Annotated in this window: 16 protein-coding genes; 10 read left to right on the plus strand and 6 right to left on the minus strand. The window is 70.3% G+C overall.

Going from position 1 to position 19,073, the window contains the following annotated elements:
• Nucleotides 1–302: 302 nt before the first annotated feature.
• Nucleotides 303–1,157, plus strand: a complete 855-nt coding sequence (locus ABD378_RS04760; RefSeq protein WP_344519112.1) for a helix-turn-helix transcriptional regulator — start codon at nt 303–305, stop codon at nt 1,155–1,157.
• Nucleotides 1,158–1,194: 37 nt separating this feature from the next.
• Here ABD378_RS04760 and ABD378_RS04765 read toward each other — a convergent pair whose 3' ends face one another.
• The 3 genes from ABD378_RS04765 to ABD378_RS04775 form a co-directional block, all read right to left on the minus strand.
• Nucleotides 1,195–2,829 (minus strand): alpha/beta hydrolase, encoded by a 1,635-nt coding sequence (locus tag ABD378_RS04765; RefSeq protein WP_344519113.1) that lies wholly within the window; start codon nt 2,827–2,829, stop codon nt 1,195–1,197.
• A gap of 84 nt (nt 2,830–2,913) precedes the next feature.
• On the minus strand, nt 2,914–4,815 hold the full coding sequence (locus ABD378_RS04770; protein WP_344519114.1) for an AMP-dependent synthetase/ligase: 1,902 nt from the start codon (nt 4,813–4,815) through the stop codon (nt 2,914–2,916).
• Between the two features lie 182 nt (nt 4,816–4,997).
• A complete protein-coding gene (locus ABD378_RS04775) occupies nt 4,998–6,272 on the minus strand; it encodes an acetyl-CoA C-acetyltransferase (protein WP_344519115.1) in 1,275 nt (424 codons plus the stop codon).
• 72 nt (nt 6,273–6,344) lie between these two features.
• Between ABD378_RS04775 and ABD378_RS04780 the strand changes: the two genes are divergently transcribed.
• Nucleotides 6,345–7,727 carry a 3-oxoacyl-ACP reductase gene (locus ABD378_RS04780; protein ID WP_344519116.1) on the plus strand — a complete coding sequence of 461 codons (1,383 nt, stop codon included), beginning with the start codon at nt 6,345–6,347 and terminating at the stop codon, nt 7,725–7,727.
• Between the two features lie 1,028 nt (nt 7,728–8,755).
• Nucleotides 8,756–9,571 carry a MaoC family dehydratase gene (locus ABD378_RS04785; RefSeq protein ID WP_344519117.1) on the plus strand — a complete coding sequence of 272 codons (816 nt, stop codon included), beginning with the start codon at nt 8,756–8,758 and terminating at the stop codon, nt 9,569–9,571.
• Between the two features lie 11 nt (nt 9,572–9,582).
• Here the strand turns inward: ABD378_RS04785 and ABD378_RS04790 are convergent, their stop codons facing one another.
• Nucleotides 9,583–10,194: a TetR/AcrR family transcriptional regulator gene (locus ABD378_RS04790; RefSeq protein WP_344519186.1), complete on the minus strand. Its 612-nt coding sequence runs from the start codon at nt 10,192–10,194 to the stop codon at nt 9,583–9,585.
• A gap of 298 nt (nt 10,195–10,492) precedes the next feature.
• On the opposite strand from ABD378_RS04790, the gene ABD378_RS04795 reads away from it, so the two are divergent.
• The 4 genes from ABD378_RS04795 to ABD378_RS04810 all read left to right on the plus strand — a co-directional run bounded on the left by ABD378_RS04795 (nt 10,493) and on the right by ABD378_RS04810 (nt 13,900).
• The gene (locus ABD378_RS04795; RefSeq protein ID WP_344519118.1) at nt 10,493–11,011 is read left to right on the plus strand and encodes a toxin-antitoxin system HicB family antitoxin; all 519 of its coding nucleotides are present in this window, start codon (nt 10,493–10,495) and stop codon (nt 11,009–11,011) included.
• Between the two features lie 110 nt (nt 11,012–11,121).
• Nucleotides 11,122–11,964 carry a DUF4097 family beta strand repeat-containing protein gene (locus ABD378_RS04800; RefSeq protein ID WP_344519120.1) on the plus strand — a complete coding sequence of 281 codons (843 nt, stop codon included), beginning with the start codon at nt 11,122–11,124 and terminating at the stop codon, nt 11,962–11,964.
• Nucleotides 11,965–12,089: 125 nt separating this feature from the next.
• The gene (locus ABD378_RS04805; protein ID WP_425583814.1) at nt 12,090–13,112 is read left to right on the plus strand and encodes an ATP-binding cassette domain-containing protein; all 1,023 of its coding nucleotides are present in this window, start codon (nt 12,090–12,092) and stop codon (nt 13,110–13,112) included.
• Nucleotides 13,109–13,900, plus strand: coding sequence for an ABC transporter permease (locus tag ABD378_RS04810; protein ID WP_344519122.1), 792 nt, complete (start codon nt 13,109–13,111; stop codon nt 13,898–13,900). The genes ABD378_RS04805 and ABD378_RS04810 overlap by 4 nt, the downstream gene beginning before the upstream one ends.
• 386 nt (nt 13,901–14,286) lie before the next feature.
• Here ABD378_RS04810 and ABD378_RS04815 read toward each other — a convergent pair whose 3' ends face one another.
• Entirely contained in the window at nt 14,287–15,069 is a 783-nt protein-coding gene (locus ABD378_RS04815) for a GAF and ANTAR domain-containing protein (protein ID WP_344519123.1), read from the minus strand.
• 295 nt (nt 15,070–15,364) lie between these two features.
• On the opposite strand from ABD378_RS04815, the gene ABD378_RS04820 reads away from it, so the two are divergent.
• The 3 genes from ABD378_RS04820 to ABD378_RS04830 are packed head-to-tail and all read left to right on the plus strand — an operon-like array spanning nt 15,365 to nt 17,585.
• Entirely contained in the window at nt 15,365–16,108 is a 744-nt protein-coding gene (locus ABD378_RS04820) for an ANTAR domain-containing protein (RefSeq protein WP_344519124.1), read from the plus strand.
• Nucleotides 16,105–16,833: an ANTAR domain-containing protein gene (locus ABD378_RS04825; RefSeq protein ID WP_344519125.1), complete on the plus strand. Its 729-nt coding sequence runs from the start codon at nt 16,105–16,107 to the stop codon at nt 16,831–16,833. The genes ABD378_RS04820 and ABD378_RS04825 overlap by 4 nt, the downstream gene beginning before the upstream one ends.
• Nucleotides 16,834–16,883: 50 nt before the next feature.
• Complete coding sequence (locus ABD378_RS04830) at nt 16,884–17,585, plus strand: GAF and ANTAR domain-containing protein (RefSeq protein WP_344519126.1); 702 nt, start codon at nt 16,884–16,886, stop codon at nt 17,583–17,585.
• Between the two features lie 91 nt (nt 17,586–17,676).
• On the opposite strand, the gene ABD378_RS04835 is transcribed toward ABD378_RS04830, so the two are convergent.
• Entirely contained in the window at nt 17,677–19,047 is a 1,371-nt protein-coding gene (locus ABD378_RS04835) for a dicarboxylate/amino acid:cation symporter (protein ID WP_386544297.1), read from the minus strand.
• Nucleotides 19,048–19,073 lie beyond the last annotated feature (26 nt).

Genomic DNA, 19,073 nt, shown 5'->3' on the forward strand with positions numbered 1-19,073 from the left:
GGCGGGGGCGGGGGCGGAGGCTACGACGGAGGGCGGCATGACTGGTGACTCCTGTGCTGCGGGGGCAAACGGGCGGGCGGGAATGGCTCGTCCGGCAAGATGGCAACGCGGGGTGATCGGGCGGGTGGGCGGGAAGGGCCCGTTCGGCAAGATGACACCGCGGGGCAAACGGGCGGGTGGGCGGGAGAGGCCCTTGGGGGGCACCCCAAGACTCCGCCCAGACCCGCCGTCCAGGCAGACCGCAACGTTCCAGGCCCTGACACGGCCCCCCACACCCACCCCCCACGAGGGACAATGGACGGATGGCGAAGGCAGAGGGCACAGAACTGGGCAGATACCTGCGGGCGAGACGCGCGCAGATCAGCCCCACCGACGCCGGTCTCCCGCAAGGGACAGGCCTGCGCCGCACCCCCGGCCTCCGCCGCGAGGAACTCGCCACCCTCGCGGGAGTCAGCGTCGACTACTACACCCGCATGGAACGGGGCCGCGAGACGAACCCCTCCCCCTCGGTGATCGACGCCCTGGCCCGCGCCCTGCGCCTCAGCGGCGACGCCCACGAGCGCCTGCACGACCTCGCGGAGCTCGCGTCGGGCCGCCTCACGGAGCCGCACCCCACCCCCGCTCACACGGTCCGCCCCAGCGTCGAGCGCATGCTGGAGAACCTGAGCCCGCTCCCCGCGTACGTGGTCAGCCGCCACAGCTACATGCTGGCCGCGAACCCGGCAGGCCGCCGCCTCCTGCCGGGCCTGTGGGACTGGCCCGCGGAGAAGCGCAACGTCACGCGCTATCTGTTCCTCCACCCGGTGGGCCGCGTGCTCTACCAGCCCTGGGAGGAGACCGTCGCCAAGTCCGTCGCGCACCTGCGCGCGGTCGGCGGCGTCGACGTGGACTCCCCCCAACTGGCCGCCCTGGTCGGCGAACTCCTCCTCAAGTCACCGGACTTCGCCCGCCTCTGGGAGCGGTACGAGGTCAAGGAGCGCGGCGGCGGCACGAAGTCCTTCGACCATCCGAAGGTGGGCGCGATGACGCTCACGTACGAGGTGATGAAGCTGGCGAGGACGGACGGCCAGCGACTGGTGGTCTACCAGGCAGAGCCGGGCAGCGCGGACGAGGAAGCGATGCTGCGCCTCGACCCGGCGGCCCGCGCCTGCGGCTAGCGGCTGGCGCCCAGCCCGCCGAGCCGCCGAGCCGCCCCTACTCCTCCTCGTCCGCCCCGCAGGAACTCCCGTTCCTCGGCATCTCCCCGTACAGCAGGAACCCGTCCACCTTGTCCCGCACGCACTTCGACCCGGCGTAACCGGTGTGCCCGTCACCTTTGTTGTCCAGGACGACGGCCGCAGAGCCGAGCCGCTCGGCCGTCTCCTCGGCCCAGCGGTACGGCGTGGCCGGGTCGCCCCGGGTGCCGACGAGCAGGAAGTCGGGGCTCTTCACGTCGCGTACGTCATCGCGGATGTAGTCCGTACCGGCGGGCCGCCCGAAGCAGAAGAGCACCGGCATCAGCATCGAACGCCCGAAGATGGCGGACGTCGACTCGAACTCCTCCTGGAGCTTGCCGACCTCCTTCTCCAGGCTGTCCGCGTCAGGCCGGTCCGGGTCGTCCGCGCAGTTCACGGCCATGAGCGCGGCAGCCATGTTGTCGGCGGGCACGTCCTCGGGCGCCAGGCCCGCCACGCCGCCCAGGGGAGCCTGCTGGGCCAGGGACCCGCTCATCCGCAGCAGGGCCCTGGGGTCGCCGTCCGCCAGCAGTGCGCCAAGAGCCTGCGAGAGCGCGGGCCACGACTGCCTGCTGTAGAGCGCCTGCCCGAGTACGTCCACGACGTCCTGGCCGGTGAACTCCGCGCCGTCCGAGGACTGGAGCGGATACTTGTCGAGCCCCTTGATCAGCTCGGCCATGTTGTCACGCGCCGCACGTGAGTCGGTGCCCAGGACACAACCGGCGTTGTCCGTGCACCACTTGATGAAGTTGTCGAGAGCGGCCTGGCGTCCCTCGGCGCTCACCAGAGCCTGCTCGGCGACGTCCTCGGTCAGGGTGTCCACGCCGTCGAGGACCATCCGCCCGACGTTCTTGGGGAACTGGGCGGTGTAGACGGCGCCGAGCCGCGTCCCGTACGAGAAGCCCAGGTAGTTCAGCTTCTTGTCGCCGAGCACCTGGCGCATGACGTCCATGTCGCGCGAGACGTTGACGGTCCCGACGTACGGAAGGATGGGCCCGGACTCCTTCTTGCACTGCTCGGAGATCTTGCGCATCTCGTCGAGCACGGCACCGGGGTCACCGGGGTCCTCACCCGCCGCCGGGTCTTCCCCACTGGTTTCCCCGCAGCTGACGGGCGAACTCTCGCCCACGCCACGGGGGTCGAAGGAGACCACGTCGTACCCCTTGCCGAGGTACTCGAACTCCTTCTGCGCATGGAGCAGCCCGGAGACCCCGGCGCCGCCGGGCCCCCCGAAGTTCAGCAGGAGCGAACCCCGGGGCTTGCCGCTGGACTTGATGCGGACCATGGCCACCTTGACCGTGCCGCGCCCCGGTTTCGCGTAGTCGAGGGGAACAGTGATCTTGCCGCACTGGATGCTCTTGTCCTTGGGCACGGCGGTGGCGTCGGACTCGGAGATGAGACCTGCCGCGTCCCCTTCGCAGGCGCCCCACTTGATCTTCTGCGTGTAGTAGCGCGAAAGGTCGGGCGAGGGCGAGGGTGACGGTGAAGACGAGGGTGAAGATGAGGGTGAGGGTGAAGATGCGGGCGAAGCCGCCGCGCTCCCGCCCGGCAACCAGGCCCCTGTCCCCATGACGGCCAGCGCGGTCACGCCGGCGAGTGCGACAGCTCTACGCACGGCAACCTCCCAGGGTCTGCCTCTCGATCACCCTAAGCGCGGGGCAGCGGCCCCGCCCGTCCAGGTGACAGCGAGTGACGCCCGCTACCGTGCGTGTCCGTACAGGCCTTCGATGTCCGCCGCGAAGTCCCGCTCGATGGCGTCGCGCTTCAGCTTCAGGGACGGGGTCAGATGGCCGCTCTCCTCCGTGAAGTCCACGGGCAGCACGGCGAACCGCCGGATGGACTCGGCCCGCGACACGAGCTTGTTCGCCTCGTCGACGGCGCGCTGCAGGGTCTCGCGCAGTTCGGTGTCGTCCACGAGATCGGCCGGGCCCGTGTGCACCTTCTTCTTCATGCGGCACCAGTGCGCGATGCCGTCCGCCTCCAGCGTGAGCAGGGCCGTGATGTAGGGCCGTTCGTCGCCGACCACCATGCACTGGCCGACCAGCGGGTGGGCGCGCAGCCAGTCCTCCAGCGGCGCGGGCGCCACGTTCTTGCCGCCGGTGGTGATGAGGATGTCCTTCTTACGACCGGTGATGGACAGATACCCGTCGGCGTCGAGGGCGCCGATGTCCCCCGTCGCGAACCACTCCCCCTTCGCAGGCACCACACGCCCGGCCTGCCCGTCCCAGTAACCGCCGAAGACCTGCCCTCCGGCGAGCAGCACCTCGCCGTCGTCCGCGATCCGTACACGCGTACCGGGCAGCGGCCAGCCCACCGTCCCGAGCCTCGGCTTCAGCGGCGGTGTCACGGTCGCCGCGGCGGTGGTCTCGGTCAGCCCGTACCCCTCGAAGATCTCGATGCCCGCACCCGCGTAGAACGCGGCGAGGCGGCGCCCGAGCGGCGAACCGCCGCAGATCGCGTACCGCACCTTGCCGCCGAGTGCGGCGCGGATCCGCCGGTAGACGAGCGGGTCGTACAGCGCGCGGGCCATCCGCAGCCCGAACGTCGGACCAGGGCCAGTGCCGTGCTGCCGCGCCTCGACCGCCTCGCCGTAGCGGACGGCGATGCGGGCCGCGCGGTCGAAGGAGGAGGCGCGGCCCATCTTCTCGGCGGTGGCGCGCCCGGTGTTGAACACCTTCTCCAGCACATACGGAATGGCGAGCAGGAAGGTCGGCCGGAAGCCGCTCAGATCCCCCAGCAGATCCTCGGTCTGGATGCTGGGCGCGTGCCCGAGCCGCACCCGCGCGCGCATGCAGCCGACGGCGACCATGCGCCCGAAGACGTGGGAGAGCGGCAGGAAGAGCAGCGTGGAGGCGGGCGCCTTGCTGACGGACTTGAAGACGGGATGAAGCAGTTCAATGGCGTTGTCGACTTCGGCGAAGAAGTTGCCGTGGGTCAGGACGCAGCCCTTGGGCCGCCCGGTGGTGCCGGATGTGTAGATGAGCGTGGCAACGGAATCGGGCCCCAACTCGGCCCGCCTGCCCGCCACTTCGGCGTCGGACACCTCACCCAGCCGCCCCAGCTCGGCGAGCCGCCGCACATCACCCTTCTCGAAGGACCACAGATGCGCCAGGTCGGGCATCCGGTCCCGCTCCGGCCCGAGCGAAGCGGCGAGCGCGGCGGTCTCGACGGCGAGCGCGACGGCGCCGGAGTCCTGGACTATCCACCGGGTCTGATAGGCGGAGGAGGTCGGATAGACGGGCACGGTGACGAGCCCGGCCGCCCAGCCCGCGAAGTCGAGCAGCGTCCACTCGTACGTCGTACGCGCCATGATGGCGAGCCGGTCCCCCGGGGCGAGCCCTTCCGCGATCAACCCCTTGGCGACGGCGAGGACTTCATCGGCGAACTCCGCGGCCGACACGTCCCGCCACCGCCCGTCGTCGCCCTTCCGGGAGAGCACGGCTTCGGCGGGGGCCTCGCGGGCGTTGTCGAAGGGGATGTCGGCAAGGGAACCGCGGCTGACGGCGGAGGCGAACGGCGGTACGGAGACTTCGCGTACGACGCCGTCGAGGTGGCGAAGGCGGGGTTCGACGAGGGCGGGCTGAGGGGGGACGGATGACATGGGTGGCGGCTCCTTGTCGGGAGGGAGGTTCAGCCCGTCCGGCGTTTGGGGACGAACTCGGCGAAGCCGGTGATGAGGGTGCGCAAGGCCCCGGGGCGGCTGGTTTCGGTTTCGGGAAGGGGCGGGCGTAGGGAAAAGAACCCGGGCGTGGGGATAAGAACCCGCCCCACCCACACGCGCGGCTACCGCTCAAGAATCGCCGTCACCCCCTGCCCACCCGCCGCGCAGATGGAGATCAGCCCGCGCCCGGGAGTACCCCGTTCGGCGAGGAGCTTCGCCAGGGTGGCGACGATCCGCGCACCGGTGGCGGCGAACGGATGCCCCGTGGCGAGCGAGGACCCGGCGACGTTGAGCCGGTCCCTGTCCACGACCCCGAGCCCCCGCTTCTCCCAGGCGGCCAGCGTGGCGAGCACCTGCGAGGCGAACGCCTCATGGATCTCGACGAAGTCGAAGTCCGCGAGCCCGAGCCCGGCCCGCTCCAGCATCCGCGGCACGGCGTACGCGGGCGCCATCAGCAGCCCGTCCTCACCCCCCGCGACATCACCCCCGACGAAGTCGACGGCGGCGGTCTCGTACGCGGTCAGAAAGGCCAGCGGTTCGAGCCCGCGCTCCTCGGCCCACGCCTCGCTGGCAAGCAACGCGACGGCGGCGCCATCGGTCAAGGGTGTCGAATTCCCGGCGGTCATCGTGGGGTTGGCCCCCTTCGCCCCAAAAACGGGCGGCAGCTTCCCCAGCTTCTCGACACTCGACCCGGGCCGCAGATTCTGATCCCGCTCAAGCCCCCGGAAGGGCACGACGAGCCCGTCCAGGAACCCCCTGTCGTACGCGGCGGCAAGCCGCTGATGGCTGGCCGCGGCCAGTTCGTCCTGCGCCTCGCGCGTGATGCCCCACGCCTGGGCGGTCACGGCTGCGTGCTCACCCATCGAAAGCCCGGTGCGGGGCTCCGCGTTGCGCGGAATGTCCGGCACGAGGTGCGAGGGCCGCACGCGAGCGAGAGCCTTGACCCGCTCCCCGGCCGTCTTGGCGCGGCGCGCGGCCAGCAGGAGCTTGCGCAGGGAGTCGTTGACGCCGAGCGGGGCGTCGCTCGCGGTGTCGGCGCCGCCCGCCACGGCGGACTCCGTCTGCCCCAGCATGATCTTGTTGGCGGCGGCGACAACGGCCTGCAGCCCGGTGCCGCAGGCCTGCTGGATGTCGTACGCGGGTGTGGTGGCCGCGAGACGCGAGCCGAGGACGGTCTCGCGGGCGAGATTGAAGTCGCGGCTGTGCTTGAGCACGGCACCGGCGACGAACTCCCCGACCACGCCGTCCCCCTCAAGCCGATACCGCTCCACGAGCCCGTCCAGGGCGGCGGTCAGCATCTCCTGGTTGGACGCGGTCGCGTACGGGCCGTCGGAGCGCGCGAACGGGATGCGGCTGCCGCCGATGACCGCCACGCGGCGGGTGGTGGGCAGATTCATGTCTCGACCAGCTCCTGACCCTTGAGTAACCTTACTCCGAAGTAAATTTACGACCGAGCTGGGAGTTGGACAATGGCCGACCGCTATCTGAACTTCACGGGCACCGCACCCGGCCGCTTCCTCACCCGAAGGCTCGGCCTGCCCCAGCCGTCGCCCTTGCGGCGCTGGAGTCCGGAACACCCGTTCCTGGAGGGCGAGTTGCTCCACTTGACGGCAGGCGAGGACTCACCGCACAAGGCGGAACTGTCATCAACGCTGGCAAGAACCCCCCTAACGCCCACACCTAACTCACCCGACGCACCCGACTCACCTGACGCACCCGACGCACCCGACGCACCCGACTCACCTGGCTCCTCCCACCCGACAGCGGTGGTACTGGACGCAACGGGCATTCAAGACACCCCTGACCTGGCCCTCGTGCACGCGGCACTGCACCCCGTGGTGCGTTCGGTGGCGGAGAACGGCCGCGTGGTGGTGCTCGGCGCCCCGGTCTCCCCTTCGGACCACCACCAGGCGGCGGCGCAACAGGCGTTGGAGGGCTTCGTGCGCTCCCTGGGCAAGGAGCTGGGCAGGGGCCGCACGGCGTCGCTGGTCCGCATGCGCTCGGTGGCGGCCGCGGAGTCGACACTGCGCTTCCTGCTCTCGCCGAGGTCGGCGTACGTCAGCGGCCAGGTGATCGAGGTGGGGGAAGCGGATCATGCTGCCCCGTGCGACTGGGACCGCCCGCTGTCCGGCCGCACGGCGCTCGTCACCGGGGCGGCGCGGGGGATCGGCGAGGCGGTGGCGGAGGTACTCGCCCGGGACGGCGCGCATGTGGTCGTACTCGATGTGCCGTCCGCGCAGGCGGATTTGGTACGTGTGGCGGACCGGCTCGGCGGAACGGCGCTGCCGCTGGACATCACGGCGGACGACGCCGGGGAGCGCATGGCTTCGGTGCTCGCTCCCGGCGGCCTGGACATCCTCGTCCACAACGCGGGGATCACGAGGGACCGCAAGCTGGCCAACATGCCCGCGGACCGCTGGAACCCGGTCCTGGACGTGAACCTGACGAGCGTACTGCGCACGACGGACGCGCTACTCAAGTCCGGGACGCTGAACCGGGGCGGGAGCGTCGTCGCCACGGCCTCGATCGCCGGGATCGCGGGCAACGCCGGCCAGACGAACTACGCCGCCGGCAAGGCGGGCATCATCGGCCTGGTCCGTTCGCTGGCGCCGGGGGCGCTTGCGGAGTACGGGGTGACGGTGAATGCGGTGGCCCCCGGCTTCATCGAGACGAAGATGACGGCGGCGGTCCCTCTCTTCATCCGCGAGGCGGGCCGCAGGATGAACTCCCTTGCCCAGGGGGGTCTCCCGGTGGACGTGGCCGAGACCACGGCGTGGCTCTCCTCACCGGCCTCGACCGGGGTGAACGGCCAGGTGATCCGGGTCTGCGGCCAAAGCCTCCTCGGGTCGTAGCCCTCGCCCCAACCGGCCCCCGCTCACCCCGCGGCCTCCCCTGCCCGAACATGCCTCTCCCACCCACCCGCCCGATCACCCCGCAGCTCCCTCTCGCCGAACAGGCTTTTCCCGCCCACCCGCCCGATTGCCCCGCGGTGCCAGGGGGTGGGTGGGTTTTCCGTACGGATGGGGGTGGGTGGGAACGAAACCGCTGGGGTGGGTGGGGAACGTACAGACCCGGGGTGGGCGGGGGGGAGCCGCTGGGGTGGGTGGGGAACGTACAAGCCCGGGGTGGGTGGGAACGAAACCGCCGGGGTGGGGTGGGGAACGTACAGGCCCGGGGTGGGTGGGGAAGGAGCCGCTGGGGTGGGTGGGGAACGTACAAGCCCGGGGTACCGGGGTGGGTGGGAACGTGCAGACCGGGGTGGGTGGGAACGTGCAGACCGAGGTGGGTGGGAACGTGCAGACCGGGGTGTGGTGGGGGTGTGTGGGTTGGGGTCAGTTGGCGTCTACAGGTGCGATGTACCGCAGACGGGCGCCCGGGACCCACGCACCTGCAGTCGGCAGCGCTCGCGAGGGGACGTGCCGGTATGTCCGCCCGGAGCACAGTTCGCGGCGCTCCGGGGCCGAAGTAGCCCTGCGGGCACTGGGCGATAGCGAGGACGGACATACCGGCGCGGCACCGTACCCACAGGCGGACCGCACCGCCGCACGAACGCGCCTGCAGTCGGCAGCGCACGCGAGGGGACGTGCCGGTATGTCCGCCCGGAGCACGGTTCGCGGCGCTCCCGAGCCGAAGCAGCCCCACGGCCACCGGACGATAGCGAGGACGGACATACCGGCGCGGCACCGTACCCACAGACGAACCCGCACCGCAGACGGCGACGCACCCGAGGGGACGTGGCGGTATGTCTGCCCGGAGCACGGTTCGCGGCGCTCCGGAGCCGAAGTAGCCCCGCGGGCACCGGACGATAGCGAGGACGGACATACCGGCGCGGCACCGTACCCACAGACAGGCCAGCCCCGCAGACCCCGAAAGGACCCCCATGCTTGCCCTCCTGCTCCTCCGCGGCGCGATCCTCTCCCCCTTCAAGCGGCCCCGGGCCGACGCCCCCCTCCCCAGCTCGCGCCCGACCCTCAGCGGCGTACGCCCCGACAGCGCCCACCTCGCCGCCTACTCCCGCCTCTGCGGCTACCGCACAGCCCCGCACACCCTCCCCCTCACCTACCCCCACGTCCTCAGCTTCCCCCTGGCCATGCGCCTCATGACCACCCGCGCCTTTCCGCTCCCGCTCCTCGGCCTCGTCCACACGTCCATCGAGATCACCCAGCACCGCACCCTGACCACCGCAGACAGCCTTGAACTCGTCGTGTACGCCGACCAGTTGGCACCCCATCGCCGCGGCACCGAAGCCACCCTCGTCACCGAGGCCCGCGTCGACGGCACCACCGTATGGACATCCAGCAGCACCTACCTGGCCCGCCACCGCACCACCACCACCGCCCCCGCCGCCCCCACCGAGGTAAAGGCCGACAACGACCCGCTCCCCACCCTCGCCGAGTGGCCCCTCCCCCGCGACCTCGGCCGCCGCTACGGCGCCGTCTCAGGTGACCGCAACCCCATCCACCTGCACCCCCTCACCGCACGCCTCCTCGGCTTCCCCCGAGCCATCGCCCACGGCATGTGGACCGCGGCCCGCTGCCTCGCGGAGTACGACGCACCCGAAGCAGCCCACGTACAGGTCGACTTCAAGGCCCCCGTACTACTCCCCAGCACCGTCACCTACGCGGCCGACGGCCCGTCCTTCCAGCTCCGAAGCGCCGACGGCAACTCAACCCACCTCAGCGGAACCCTCCGCTAAAGATCCCTCCGCTAAGGAACCCACCGCCGCCCCTCCATCAACTCCCCGAGCCCCGCCCACGCGAAGTTCATCAGCGTCGCCGCAGCCCCCTTCGCGGACACCGACGCGTCCCCGTTCGCCCAACCGGCCAGGGACTCCGCCGCCCCCACCAACGCCTGTGCGAGCCCCGCCACTTCACGCTCCGCCAGCTCCGGCTTCCGGTGCGCCTCGCGTGCCGCCTCCGCGATCAGTGACGTCACGAACGCCACGATCTCCTCGCGCATCACGGCGACTTCGGCGGCGAACGGCTCCCCCTGCGTCCGCGCCTGGTTGTGCAGGACCACCCACGCGTCAGGCTTCTCCGCGGTGTGCGCGAAGAACGCCCGCAGCCCGGCCCACAGTTGCCGGTCGGCGGGCCCGCCGCCGCTCACCCCGTCCCGCACCGCCGCGACCAACGCCGCGGCCTCCCGCCGGATGCACGCGGTGAACAGTTCCTCCTTGGAGTTCAGATACAGGTACACCAGCGGCTTCGAGACCCCCGCGACCTCCGCGATCTCGTCCATCGAAGCCGCCCGGTACCCCCGCTGCCCGAAGATCCGCACGGCGGCGTCCAGCATCTGCTGCTCCCGCACGGCCCGCGGCATCCGCTTCTGCCGCTTCACCACCGCACCACCGACCGCACCGTCGACCGCCCCGGCCTTCACGTCGCCCACCCCCGGCCGCCCGCCTTCACAAAACCTGTGCAGAGAAAGGCCAGCCTACGGTCAGCTCTTTACAGCCACCTGGCGACATCACATGGCACACCGAGTGGCACCACCCGGCGCCATTCCACACCCAGCACGGCACCCGACCACGCATGGCACCACAGCGACCCCGCACCCGCCCCACCCAATGCGCCACCCACACTTGCGAATGGCGCCACACTGGTGCCATGATGGCGTCATGGACCTCACCCCGTATGTCGACACCCTCCGCCACGAACTCGCGGTGGCCGCCGAAGCCGGCGGGGAAGACGCACGCGAGCTTGCCGAGCGGCTCACCGCTCCGCTGGAGTCGGCGACCCGCCTGACCATGCTCAACGTGCTCTCCGCCGCGATGGACGAGATCACCCGTGATCTCGCCCCCGGCTCGGTCGACGTACGGCTGCGCGGGCTCGACCCCGACTTCGTGGTGACGCTGCCGCCCACCGACCGCGGCCCCACCGAGCCGACCGCGCCGGTCGAACCGCTCAAGTCGCAGGCGCCCGCCGAAGGAGACGAAGGCGGCACCGCCCGCGTCAATCTGCGCCTGCCGGCCCACCTCAAGGCGCGCGCCGAGGAGGCCGCGAGCCGGGAGGGCCTCTCGGTCAACGCATGGCTGACCCGCGCCGTGTCCGCCGCGGTCGACGGCGGCGGCGCCCGCCCACGCACGACGGGGAAGACCCAGACCATCGGGCAGAACTTCACGGGCTGGGTGCGTTAGCCGCGCCCCGCCCCTCCACCACTTCCCCTCCACCACCTCCCTCCACCACCTCACCCACACCACGTCCCACCAGCGGGGACGCCCCTAAGACTCAAGAGGACGGGACAGCCATGCCTTCTTTCGACACCTCCGGACCGATCTCGGTCACGGCGCACGTGGGGGCCGGTTCCATTCGATTCATCGCGGGCGACCGGCTCGACACCGTCGTCGAGGTACGGCCCGGCGACCCGAAGAGGGACAAGGACGTGCGGGCCGCCGAGCAGACCGAGGTCACGTACGCGGGCGGCGTTCTGAACATCAGGACGAAGGAACGCCTCATCATCGGCCCCACCGGCGGCGTCGACGTGACGGTCGAACTGCCCACGGGCTCGCACGTCGAGGTGACCGGGTCCGCGACCCAGGTGCTCGGCGAAGGCAGGCTCGGCAAGGTCCGCGTGAAGGCCTCGACCGGAGGCGTCCGTCTCGACACGACCGGGCCGCTCCACCTCACCGTCTCCCACGGCTCGATCGCCGTCGACCGGGTCGAGGGCGCTGCCGAGATCACCACCAGCTCCGGCAGCATGCGTGTCAGCCACGTCGACGGCCCCGCCGTACTGAAGAACTCGCACGGCACCACGACCGTCGGCTCCACAACCGGTGACCTGCGGGTGAGCGGCGCCAACGGCGACATCGACATCTTGCGCGCCGAGGGCTCGGTCACCGCGACCAACGCGCACGGCACTCTGCGCATCGGCGAAGTCGCCCGCGGCAGCGTCCAGTTGGAGACCAACTACGGCGCCATCGAGGTCGGCATCCGCCAGGGCACGGCCGCCTGGCTCGACGTCAGCTCCGACAAGGGGCAGGTACGCAACAGGCTCACCGCGTCCGAGAGCCCGGAAGAGGCCGAGGACACCGTCAAGATCCGTGCCCGCACCCGGTACGGCAACATCGACATCCTCCGCGCCAAGGCCTGACCCCGCCGCGGCCCTGGCCCCGGCCCTGACCTCGGCCCCGGCTCCGGAAGAGAACCGGCCGCAACTCACCCACACCCCCCGCCACTTCACCCCTCGATCGGGAGGGCTCCATGCCTTCATCTGTCATGTCCACATCCAGCCAGAGCGGCGATCTGCAGCCGCCAGTCGCCGTCTCCACCCTCGGTCTGCGCAAGTCGTACGGCGACAAGACCGTGCTCGACGGCATCGATCTGCGCATCCCGGCCGGGACCGTGTTCGCCCTGCTGGGCCCGAACGGTGCGGGCAAGACCACCGCGGTGAAGATCCTGTCCACGCTCATCACCGCGGACGGCGGCCAGGCCCAGGTCGCGGGCCACGAAGTCGCCGCCAACCCGCAGGCGGTCCGCGCGGCGATCGGGGTCACCGGCCAGTTCTCCGCCGTCGACGGCCTGATCACCGGCGAGGAGAACATGCTCCTCATGGCCGACCTGCACCACCTGCCGAAACAGGAAGGCCGCCGGGTCACCGCCGAACTCCTGGAACGCTTCGACCTGGTGGAGGCAGCGAAGAAGCCCGCCTCCACCTACTCCGGCGGCATGAAACGCCGCCTGGACATCGCCATGACCCTGGTCGGCAACCCACGGATCATCTTCCTCGACGAGCCCACCACCGGCCTCGACCCCCGCTCCCGCCACAACATGTGGGCCATCATCCGCGAGCTCGTCTCCGACGGAGTGACCGTCTTCCTCACCACCCAGTACCTCGAAGAGGCCGACGAACTCGCCGACCGCATCGCCGTACTCAACAACGGCAAAATCGCCGCCGAGGGAAGCGCGGAAGAGCTGAAGCGCCTCATCCCCGGCGGACACATCCGCCTCCGCTTCACCGACCCGGACGCCTACGCCTCCGCAGCCACCGCACTGCGCGAGGCCGCACGGGACGACGAGGCACTGTCCCTGTCCCTCCCCAGCGACGGCAGCCAGCGCGAACTGCGCTCCATCCTCGACTGGCTCGACTCCGAGGGCATCGAGGCCGACGAACTGACCGTCCACACCCCCGACCTCGACGACGTGTTCTTCGCCCTCACCAGCGACACCAACGTCTCCGACAAATCCGGCCTGCCCAAGCAGCCCAAGCAGCCCAACCACCCCAAGGAGTCCGTCCGATGAGCGCTCTCCCCCTCGCCGTGCGCGACTCAAGCACGATGCTGCGCCGCAACCTCCTGCACGCCCGCCGCTACCCGTCCCTCACCCTGAACATCCTGCTCACCCCGATCATGATGCTGCTGCTCTTCGTCTACATCTTCGGCGACGTGATGAGCGCGGGCATCGGCGGCGGCGGAGCGGACCGCTCCGACTACATCGCCTACATCGTCCCCGGCATCCTGATGATGACCATCGGCGGAACCGTCGTCGGAACCGCCGTGTCCGTCTCCATGGACATGACCGAGGGCATCATGTCCCGCTTCCGCACCTTGGCGATCCACCGCGGCTCCGTACTCATCGGACACGTCGTCGGCAGTGTGTTGCAGGCGGTCGCCAGCGTGGTCCTCGTCGGCGCCATCGGCGTGGCCATCGGCTTCCGTTCCACCGACGCCACCGCCCTGGAATGGCTGGCCGCGTTCGGAATGCTCGTGCTCTTCGCCACGGCGCTCACCTGGGTCGCGGTCGGCATGGGTCTGGTCAGCCCGAACGCCGAGGCAGCCAGCAACAACGCGATGCCGATGATCCTGCTGCCGCTTCTCTCGAGCGCCTTCATCCCGGTCGACTCGATGCCGGGCTGGTTCCAGCCGATCGCCGAGTACCAGCCCTTCACCCCCGCCATCGAGACCCTCCGCGGCCTGCTCCTCGGCACCGAGATCGGCAACAGCGGGTGGCTCACGATCGCCTGGTGCGTGGGGCTGACCGTGCTCGGCTACTACTGGTCGAAGGCGGCCTTCAACCGCAACCCGAAGTAGCAGGGACGAGCGACGAGCCTGGGTGACGGTGAACCTGACGGTGAACCCCAAGCGTGAGGATGCGGGGCTCCCCTCCGCCGCATCCTCACGAGGGCCGCCCGGAGTTGGGGATGCGGGAAAGACCCCCACATGCCGGGAGGGCGGGGGCTGATGCCGTGTTGTCGGTGCTACGGCTCCAGCCGGGCCTCTGGGTTGTTCCGGCTCGGGGGCTGGGAGCCTGGCGGAATCACGCGGTCGGTGACGGCACGTGAATCCTTCGTTGCCGAGATCAGGGTATGACTCCGTGGGCGGCCGCGATAGAGGGCCTTTCAAGTTGGGCGCTGCCAGCCCTTGGTGACGGCCCGCCCTTGGTGACGGCCCGACAGCCGCCCTGCCAGCCGCCCCTCTCAACCGTCCGTGGTGCCGGAGCGGGGCGGGTCAGGACCAGAGTCAGGGCCAGGGCCAGGGCCAGGACCAGAGCCAGAGTCAGGGAGCGTGAAGTGGTCGTCGACTATGGCACGGGCCAGGGCGGTAAGGGTCGTTGCCTGGGTGTGGCCGTGGGCGCGCATCAGGGCGAGGGCCTGGCCGGTGGTGAGGGAGTGCCGGTAGCTGATCATGCCGATGGCCTGGTGGACCACTGCGTCGGTGGGCAGGAGCCAGGCGTGGGCGAGGTCGTCCCCGGCCGGTACGGGCGCGGCGAGGAGCAGGAGGTCGGCGGCGTCCGCGTGGTCCTGGGCGGCTTGCAGGTCGGCGTCGGACATCGGGCCGGGGCAGTGACGGTAGAGGGTGAGGACGAGACCGGCCTGCTGTGCCGGGTCGGTGCCGTTGAGGACGGGCAGGGCGAAGGCGGCGCGGATGCGGTGTGCCTTGGCCTGCTGGGCGTAGACGGGCCAGTGCCGTGTGGTGGCAGGGTCGTCGAGGTCGGCGACGAGGACCTGGGCGCGCTGGCTCAGAGCCTGTACGCACGGTCCTTCTCCGAGACTGATCTGCAGTTCCTCGCCCTTGCGGGCGAGCGGACCGACCGCACACAGCGACACCCGTTGCGCCAGGGCGGCGTCGGCCGCCAGCGTGAGCCCCACCGAATACGCGTTGTGCAGGGCCGTCCGGCACGCGGTGCCGATGCGCAGTCCCGGTTGATCCTGACCTGTGAAGCGGGCGGCGAGCGCCACTGCGTCCGGTCGGGCGGTCATCGTGGCGTCCGAACTCCGGCATTCACCGCCGACGCTGCCCTGATCGGAAGCCAATGTCAGGGTGAGGTGGGCGAGCGCGTCGCCTGCGGGCAGCCTGTCTCCCCACAGTACGCCTCGCTCTTTTTCGAGTACGTCTCGCTCTTTTCGGCACTCGAACGGTGAGAAGAGTATGCGCCGCCAGGAATCCCATAGCAGGAATTCCATAGACTGGAGCCGCCAGACTGGAGTCGCCGTCAGTGCGCTCTCTGCGCCGCAGAGGTCCTCCTGAGGCAGCTGTAGCGGGAGGTGATGAGCGATGGGCACCGACAGCGACTTGGCTGCCGTGCTGCAGAGCCTGCACCCCTCGTACGGAGATACGGGCCTGATCGGTGCCGACCCGAAGCTGTGCGCCCAGGCTCTGCGTGTGGACGGCGTCGCCGTCTCCGTGACAGCCGGCAGCGGCCTGAGCGAACTGCTGTGGTCCACGGCGGGCGCCAGCGCGTGGCTGGAGGACCTGCAGTTCACCCTGGGGCAGGGACCGGCACTCGAAGTGGCCGCCTCGTGCAGGTCCGTACTGGTGGCGGACCTGTCGCGCGTGTCGGCCGACCGGTGGCCCGTACTGCTGCCCGAGGCCACGGCGCTGGGTGTCGGCGCGATCTTCTGCCTTCCGCTGGCCATCGGGTCCGCCTGTCTGGGCACGATGACCCTGCAGCGCACGGCGGCGGGCCCGCTCCCGGACGCGGGGTTGACCGACGCCCGGCTGGTGGCCAACGCGTTGATCTCCATCCTGCTGGAGAGCGGCCCGCAACGAGAGGCCTTCGCCAACGCCGCTGATTCTTCGGCCTTTTACCGGGCAGCCGTCCACCAGGCAAGCGGCATGGTCAGTGTCCAGGCCGGGATCTCACTCGCCCAGGCCCTCCTGCGGCTGCGCGCCCACGCCTACCGGCACGGGCGGCCCGTGGTGGAGGTGGCCGAGGACGTGGTAGCCAGGCGGTTGGCCTTCCACAATGACGAAAACGGGCCGGACATTCCTGCCGGTGAAGGGACTGAAGGGCCATGACACGTGAAGAACATCTACTGGCAGCCATGGTCGATGCCGTGGACACTCTCGTCGACGACTTCGATCTGATCGACTTCCTGCACAAGCTGTGCGACCGCTGCAACGAACTGCTCGACATCTCCGCCGTGGGAGTCATGCTCGCCGACCCCGCCGGGGGCCTGCAACTGATCGCCGCGTCGGACGAGCACACCCGGCTCCTTGAACTCTTCGCCCTCCAGGCCGACCAGGGGCCCTGCGTGGAGTGCCACCGAAGTGGCGCCGCCCGCCTCAACATCAGCCTGAAGTCCCCCGGGGAGACAGCCGCGTTCCCGCTCTTCGCCGAACGCGCCCGCCAGGCGGGATACGCCACCACCCACGCCCTGCCGATGCGCCTGCGCCAGCAGGTCGTGGGCGCGATGAACCTCTTCGACTCCCGCGAACAGGGACTCAGCGACGGTGATGCGCGGGTGGCGCAAGCGCTGGCCGACGTGGCGACCATCGCCATCCTGCAGCACCGCACCATCGTGCACGGCAACGTCGAGCGAGCCCAACTGCGGGCCGCACTCTCCAGCCGCATCGTCATCGAGCAGGCCAAGGGGATCCTCGCCGAACGCTGGCACTCCACTCTCGACGAGGCATTCGACGCCCTGCGTCAACACGCCCGTGCTCACCGCCAGACCCTGGCCGGGCTCTGCCAGCAACTCATCGACGGCTCCCTCGAATCCTCTGTCATCCGACGCCTCTGACCACCTGACGTGTCGCTCTCCCCCCGCCCACCTCGTCACAGGGGCACCTCGTGAACCACGACCACCACGGAGCGGCCTGGCAACGCGTCAGCGCCGCCGCCCGCACCGGTGGCTTCACGCTCACCGTCGCCTGCCGGGCCTGCGCCGACGACGTGGACGCCGACTTCGCCGGAGCCACCCTCGTCGTCGCCGGCGAACTACGCCTGCTGGCCACGGTCACCGACGAGCGTGCCCGGGTCGTGGAAGACGCCCAACTGGTCACCGGCGAGGGGCCGTGCACCGACGCCTACACCCGCCGTGCCCCCGTCGACGCGGTGGACCTGCACCACGCGTCCCCCCGCTGGCCCGCCTACGCCCCCATGGCCGGCGAACACGGCGCCCGCAGCGTTCTGGCCCTGCCCCTGATCATCGGCAACCTCGCCGTCGGCGCCATGGACCTCTACCGCTGCGAGCCCACCCCGTTCACCCCTGTGCAGAAGGACCGGGCCTCCGCCTACGCCCGCATTCTGGCGCTGCTCGCCCTGGAGGAGCACCCTCACCTCCTCACCAGCCAATCCCGGCCCGCCCAGCGCGGACCGCAGGGCTTTCCGCCCACCGTCCACATGGCCGCCGGTGTCCTTGCCGCCAAGCACGGGCTCACCCCCGACGACGCCCTGGCCCGCCTCCGCGCCCACTCCTTCCGCCACAACCAGCCCCTGCTGCACACGGCCGAGCAGGTCCTCGACACCCACCGCCTCGACCAGCTCGACTAGAACGAGCCCGCACACCCCGGACACCCCGGACACAGACGTGCCCCCCGCGCCCAGACATGGGCACGGGGGGCACGGCACGAGCCGGGGGACGTCAGGCGGCGACAGGCACCGCCTGCGGCTCGTCGGCGGGCTCCTCGTCGTACCCGTCGAGCGGGGACGACGTGGCCTTCGCGTACTTGTCGCGGTCGAGGATGTTCTCCCGCGCCGCCACAATCAACGGTGTTGCAACTTGCCCTGCCACGTTCGTGGCGGTGCGCATCATGTCGAGGACCGGGTCGATGGCGAGCAGCAGGCCCACGCCCTCCATCGGCAGGCCCAGCGTCGACAGGGTCAGCGTCAGCATGACCGTGGCGCCGGTCAGACCGGCCGTGGCGGCCGAGCCGACCACCGAGACGAAGGCGATGAGCAGGTACTCCTTGATGCCCATCTGCACGTCGAAGATCTGCGCGACGAAGATCGCGGCAATCGCCGGGTAGATCGCGGCGCAGCCGTCCATCTTGGTCGTGGCGCCGAACGGCACCGCGAAGGACGTGTACTCCTTCGGCACGCCGAGCCGCTCGGTGACCTTCTGGGTGACCGGCATCGTGCCGACCGAGGAGCGCGAGACGAAGGCCAGCTGGATCGCGGGCCAGGCGCCCTTGAAGAACTGCAGCGGGTTGACCTTGGCGACCGTGGAGAGCAGCAGCGGGTAGACGCCGAACATCACGATGGCGCAGCCGATGTAGATGTCGGCGGTGAACGTCGCGTACTTGCTGATCAGGTCCCAGCCGTAGTCGGCGATGGCGAAGCCGATGAGGCCGATGGTGCCGATCGGCGAGAGCTTGATGACCCACCACAGGGCCTTCTGGAGCAGCGCGAGAACGGACTCGCTGAGGTCCAGGATCGGCTGCGCCTTGTCACCGATCTTCAGTACGGCGACACCGGCGACGGCGGCCATGAAGACGATCTGCAGGACGTTGAGCTCGGTGAACGGCGTGATGACGTCCGTCGGGATGATCCCAGTGAGGAAGTCGATCCAGGAACCCGCCTCGTCCGGCTTGGCGCCGTCCTTCGGGGTGAGGCCGGTGCCGGCGCCCGGGTTCGTGATGAGGCCGATGGTGAGGCCGATGACGACCGCGATCAGCGACGTGATCATGAACCAGACCAGCGTCTGCGACGCGAGCCGCGCGGCGTTGTTGACCTTACGCAGGTTGGTGATCGACACCAGGATGGCGAAGAAGACGAGCGGGGCGACCGCAAGCTTCAGCAGCCCGATGAAGGTGCTTCCCACCTTGTCCAGGGTGGTGACCAGCCAGGACACGTCCTGGCTGCGGGCCAGCCAGCCGAGCAGGACGCCGAGGACCAGACCGCCGAGGATCTGCGCCCAGAAGGGCACCTTGAGGAACTTGGGTATCCGGGAGCCGGACTTCGGCTGCTCGGCCTCGGAGGCCGGGGATACGGAGGACTTCGCGGACACGGACACACTCCGGGTAATGGCGGGGGGATGTG

Origin of the sequence: Streptomyces rectiviolaceus (assembly GCF_039533825.1) — a bacterium.
GTDB lineage: Bacteria > Actinomycetota > Actinomycetes > Streptomycetales > Streptomycetaceae > Streptomyces > Streptomyces rectiviolaceus.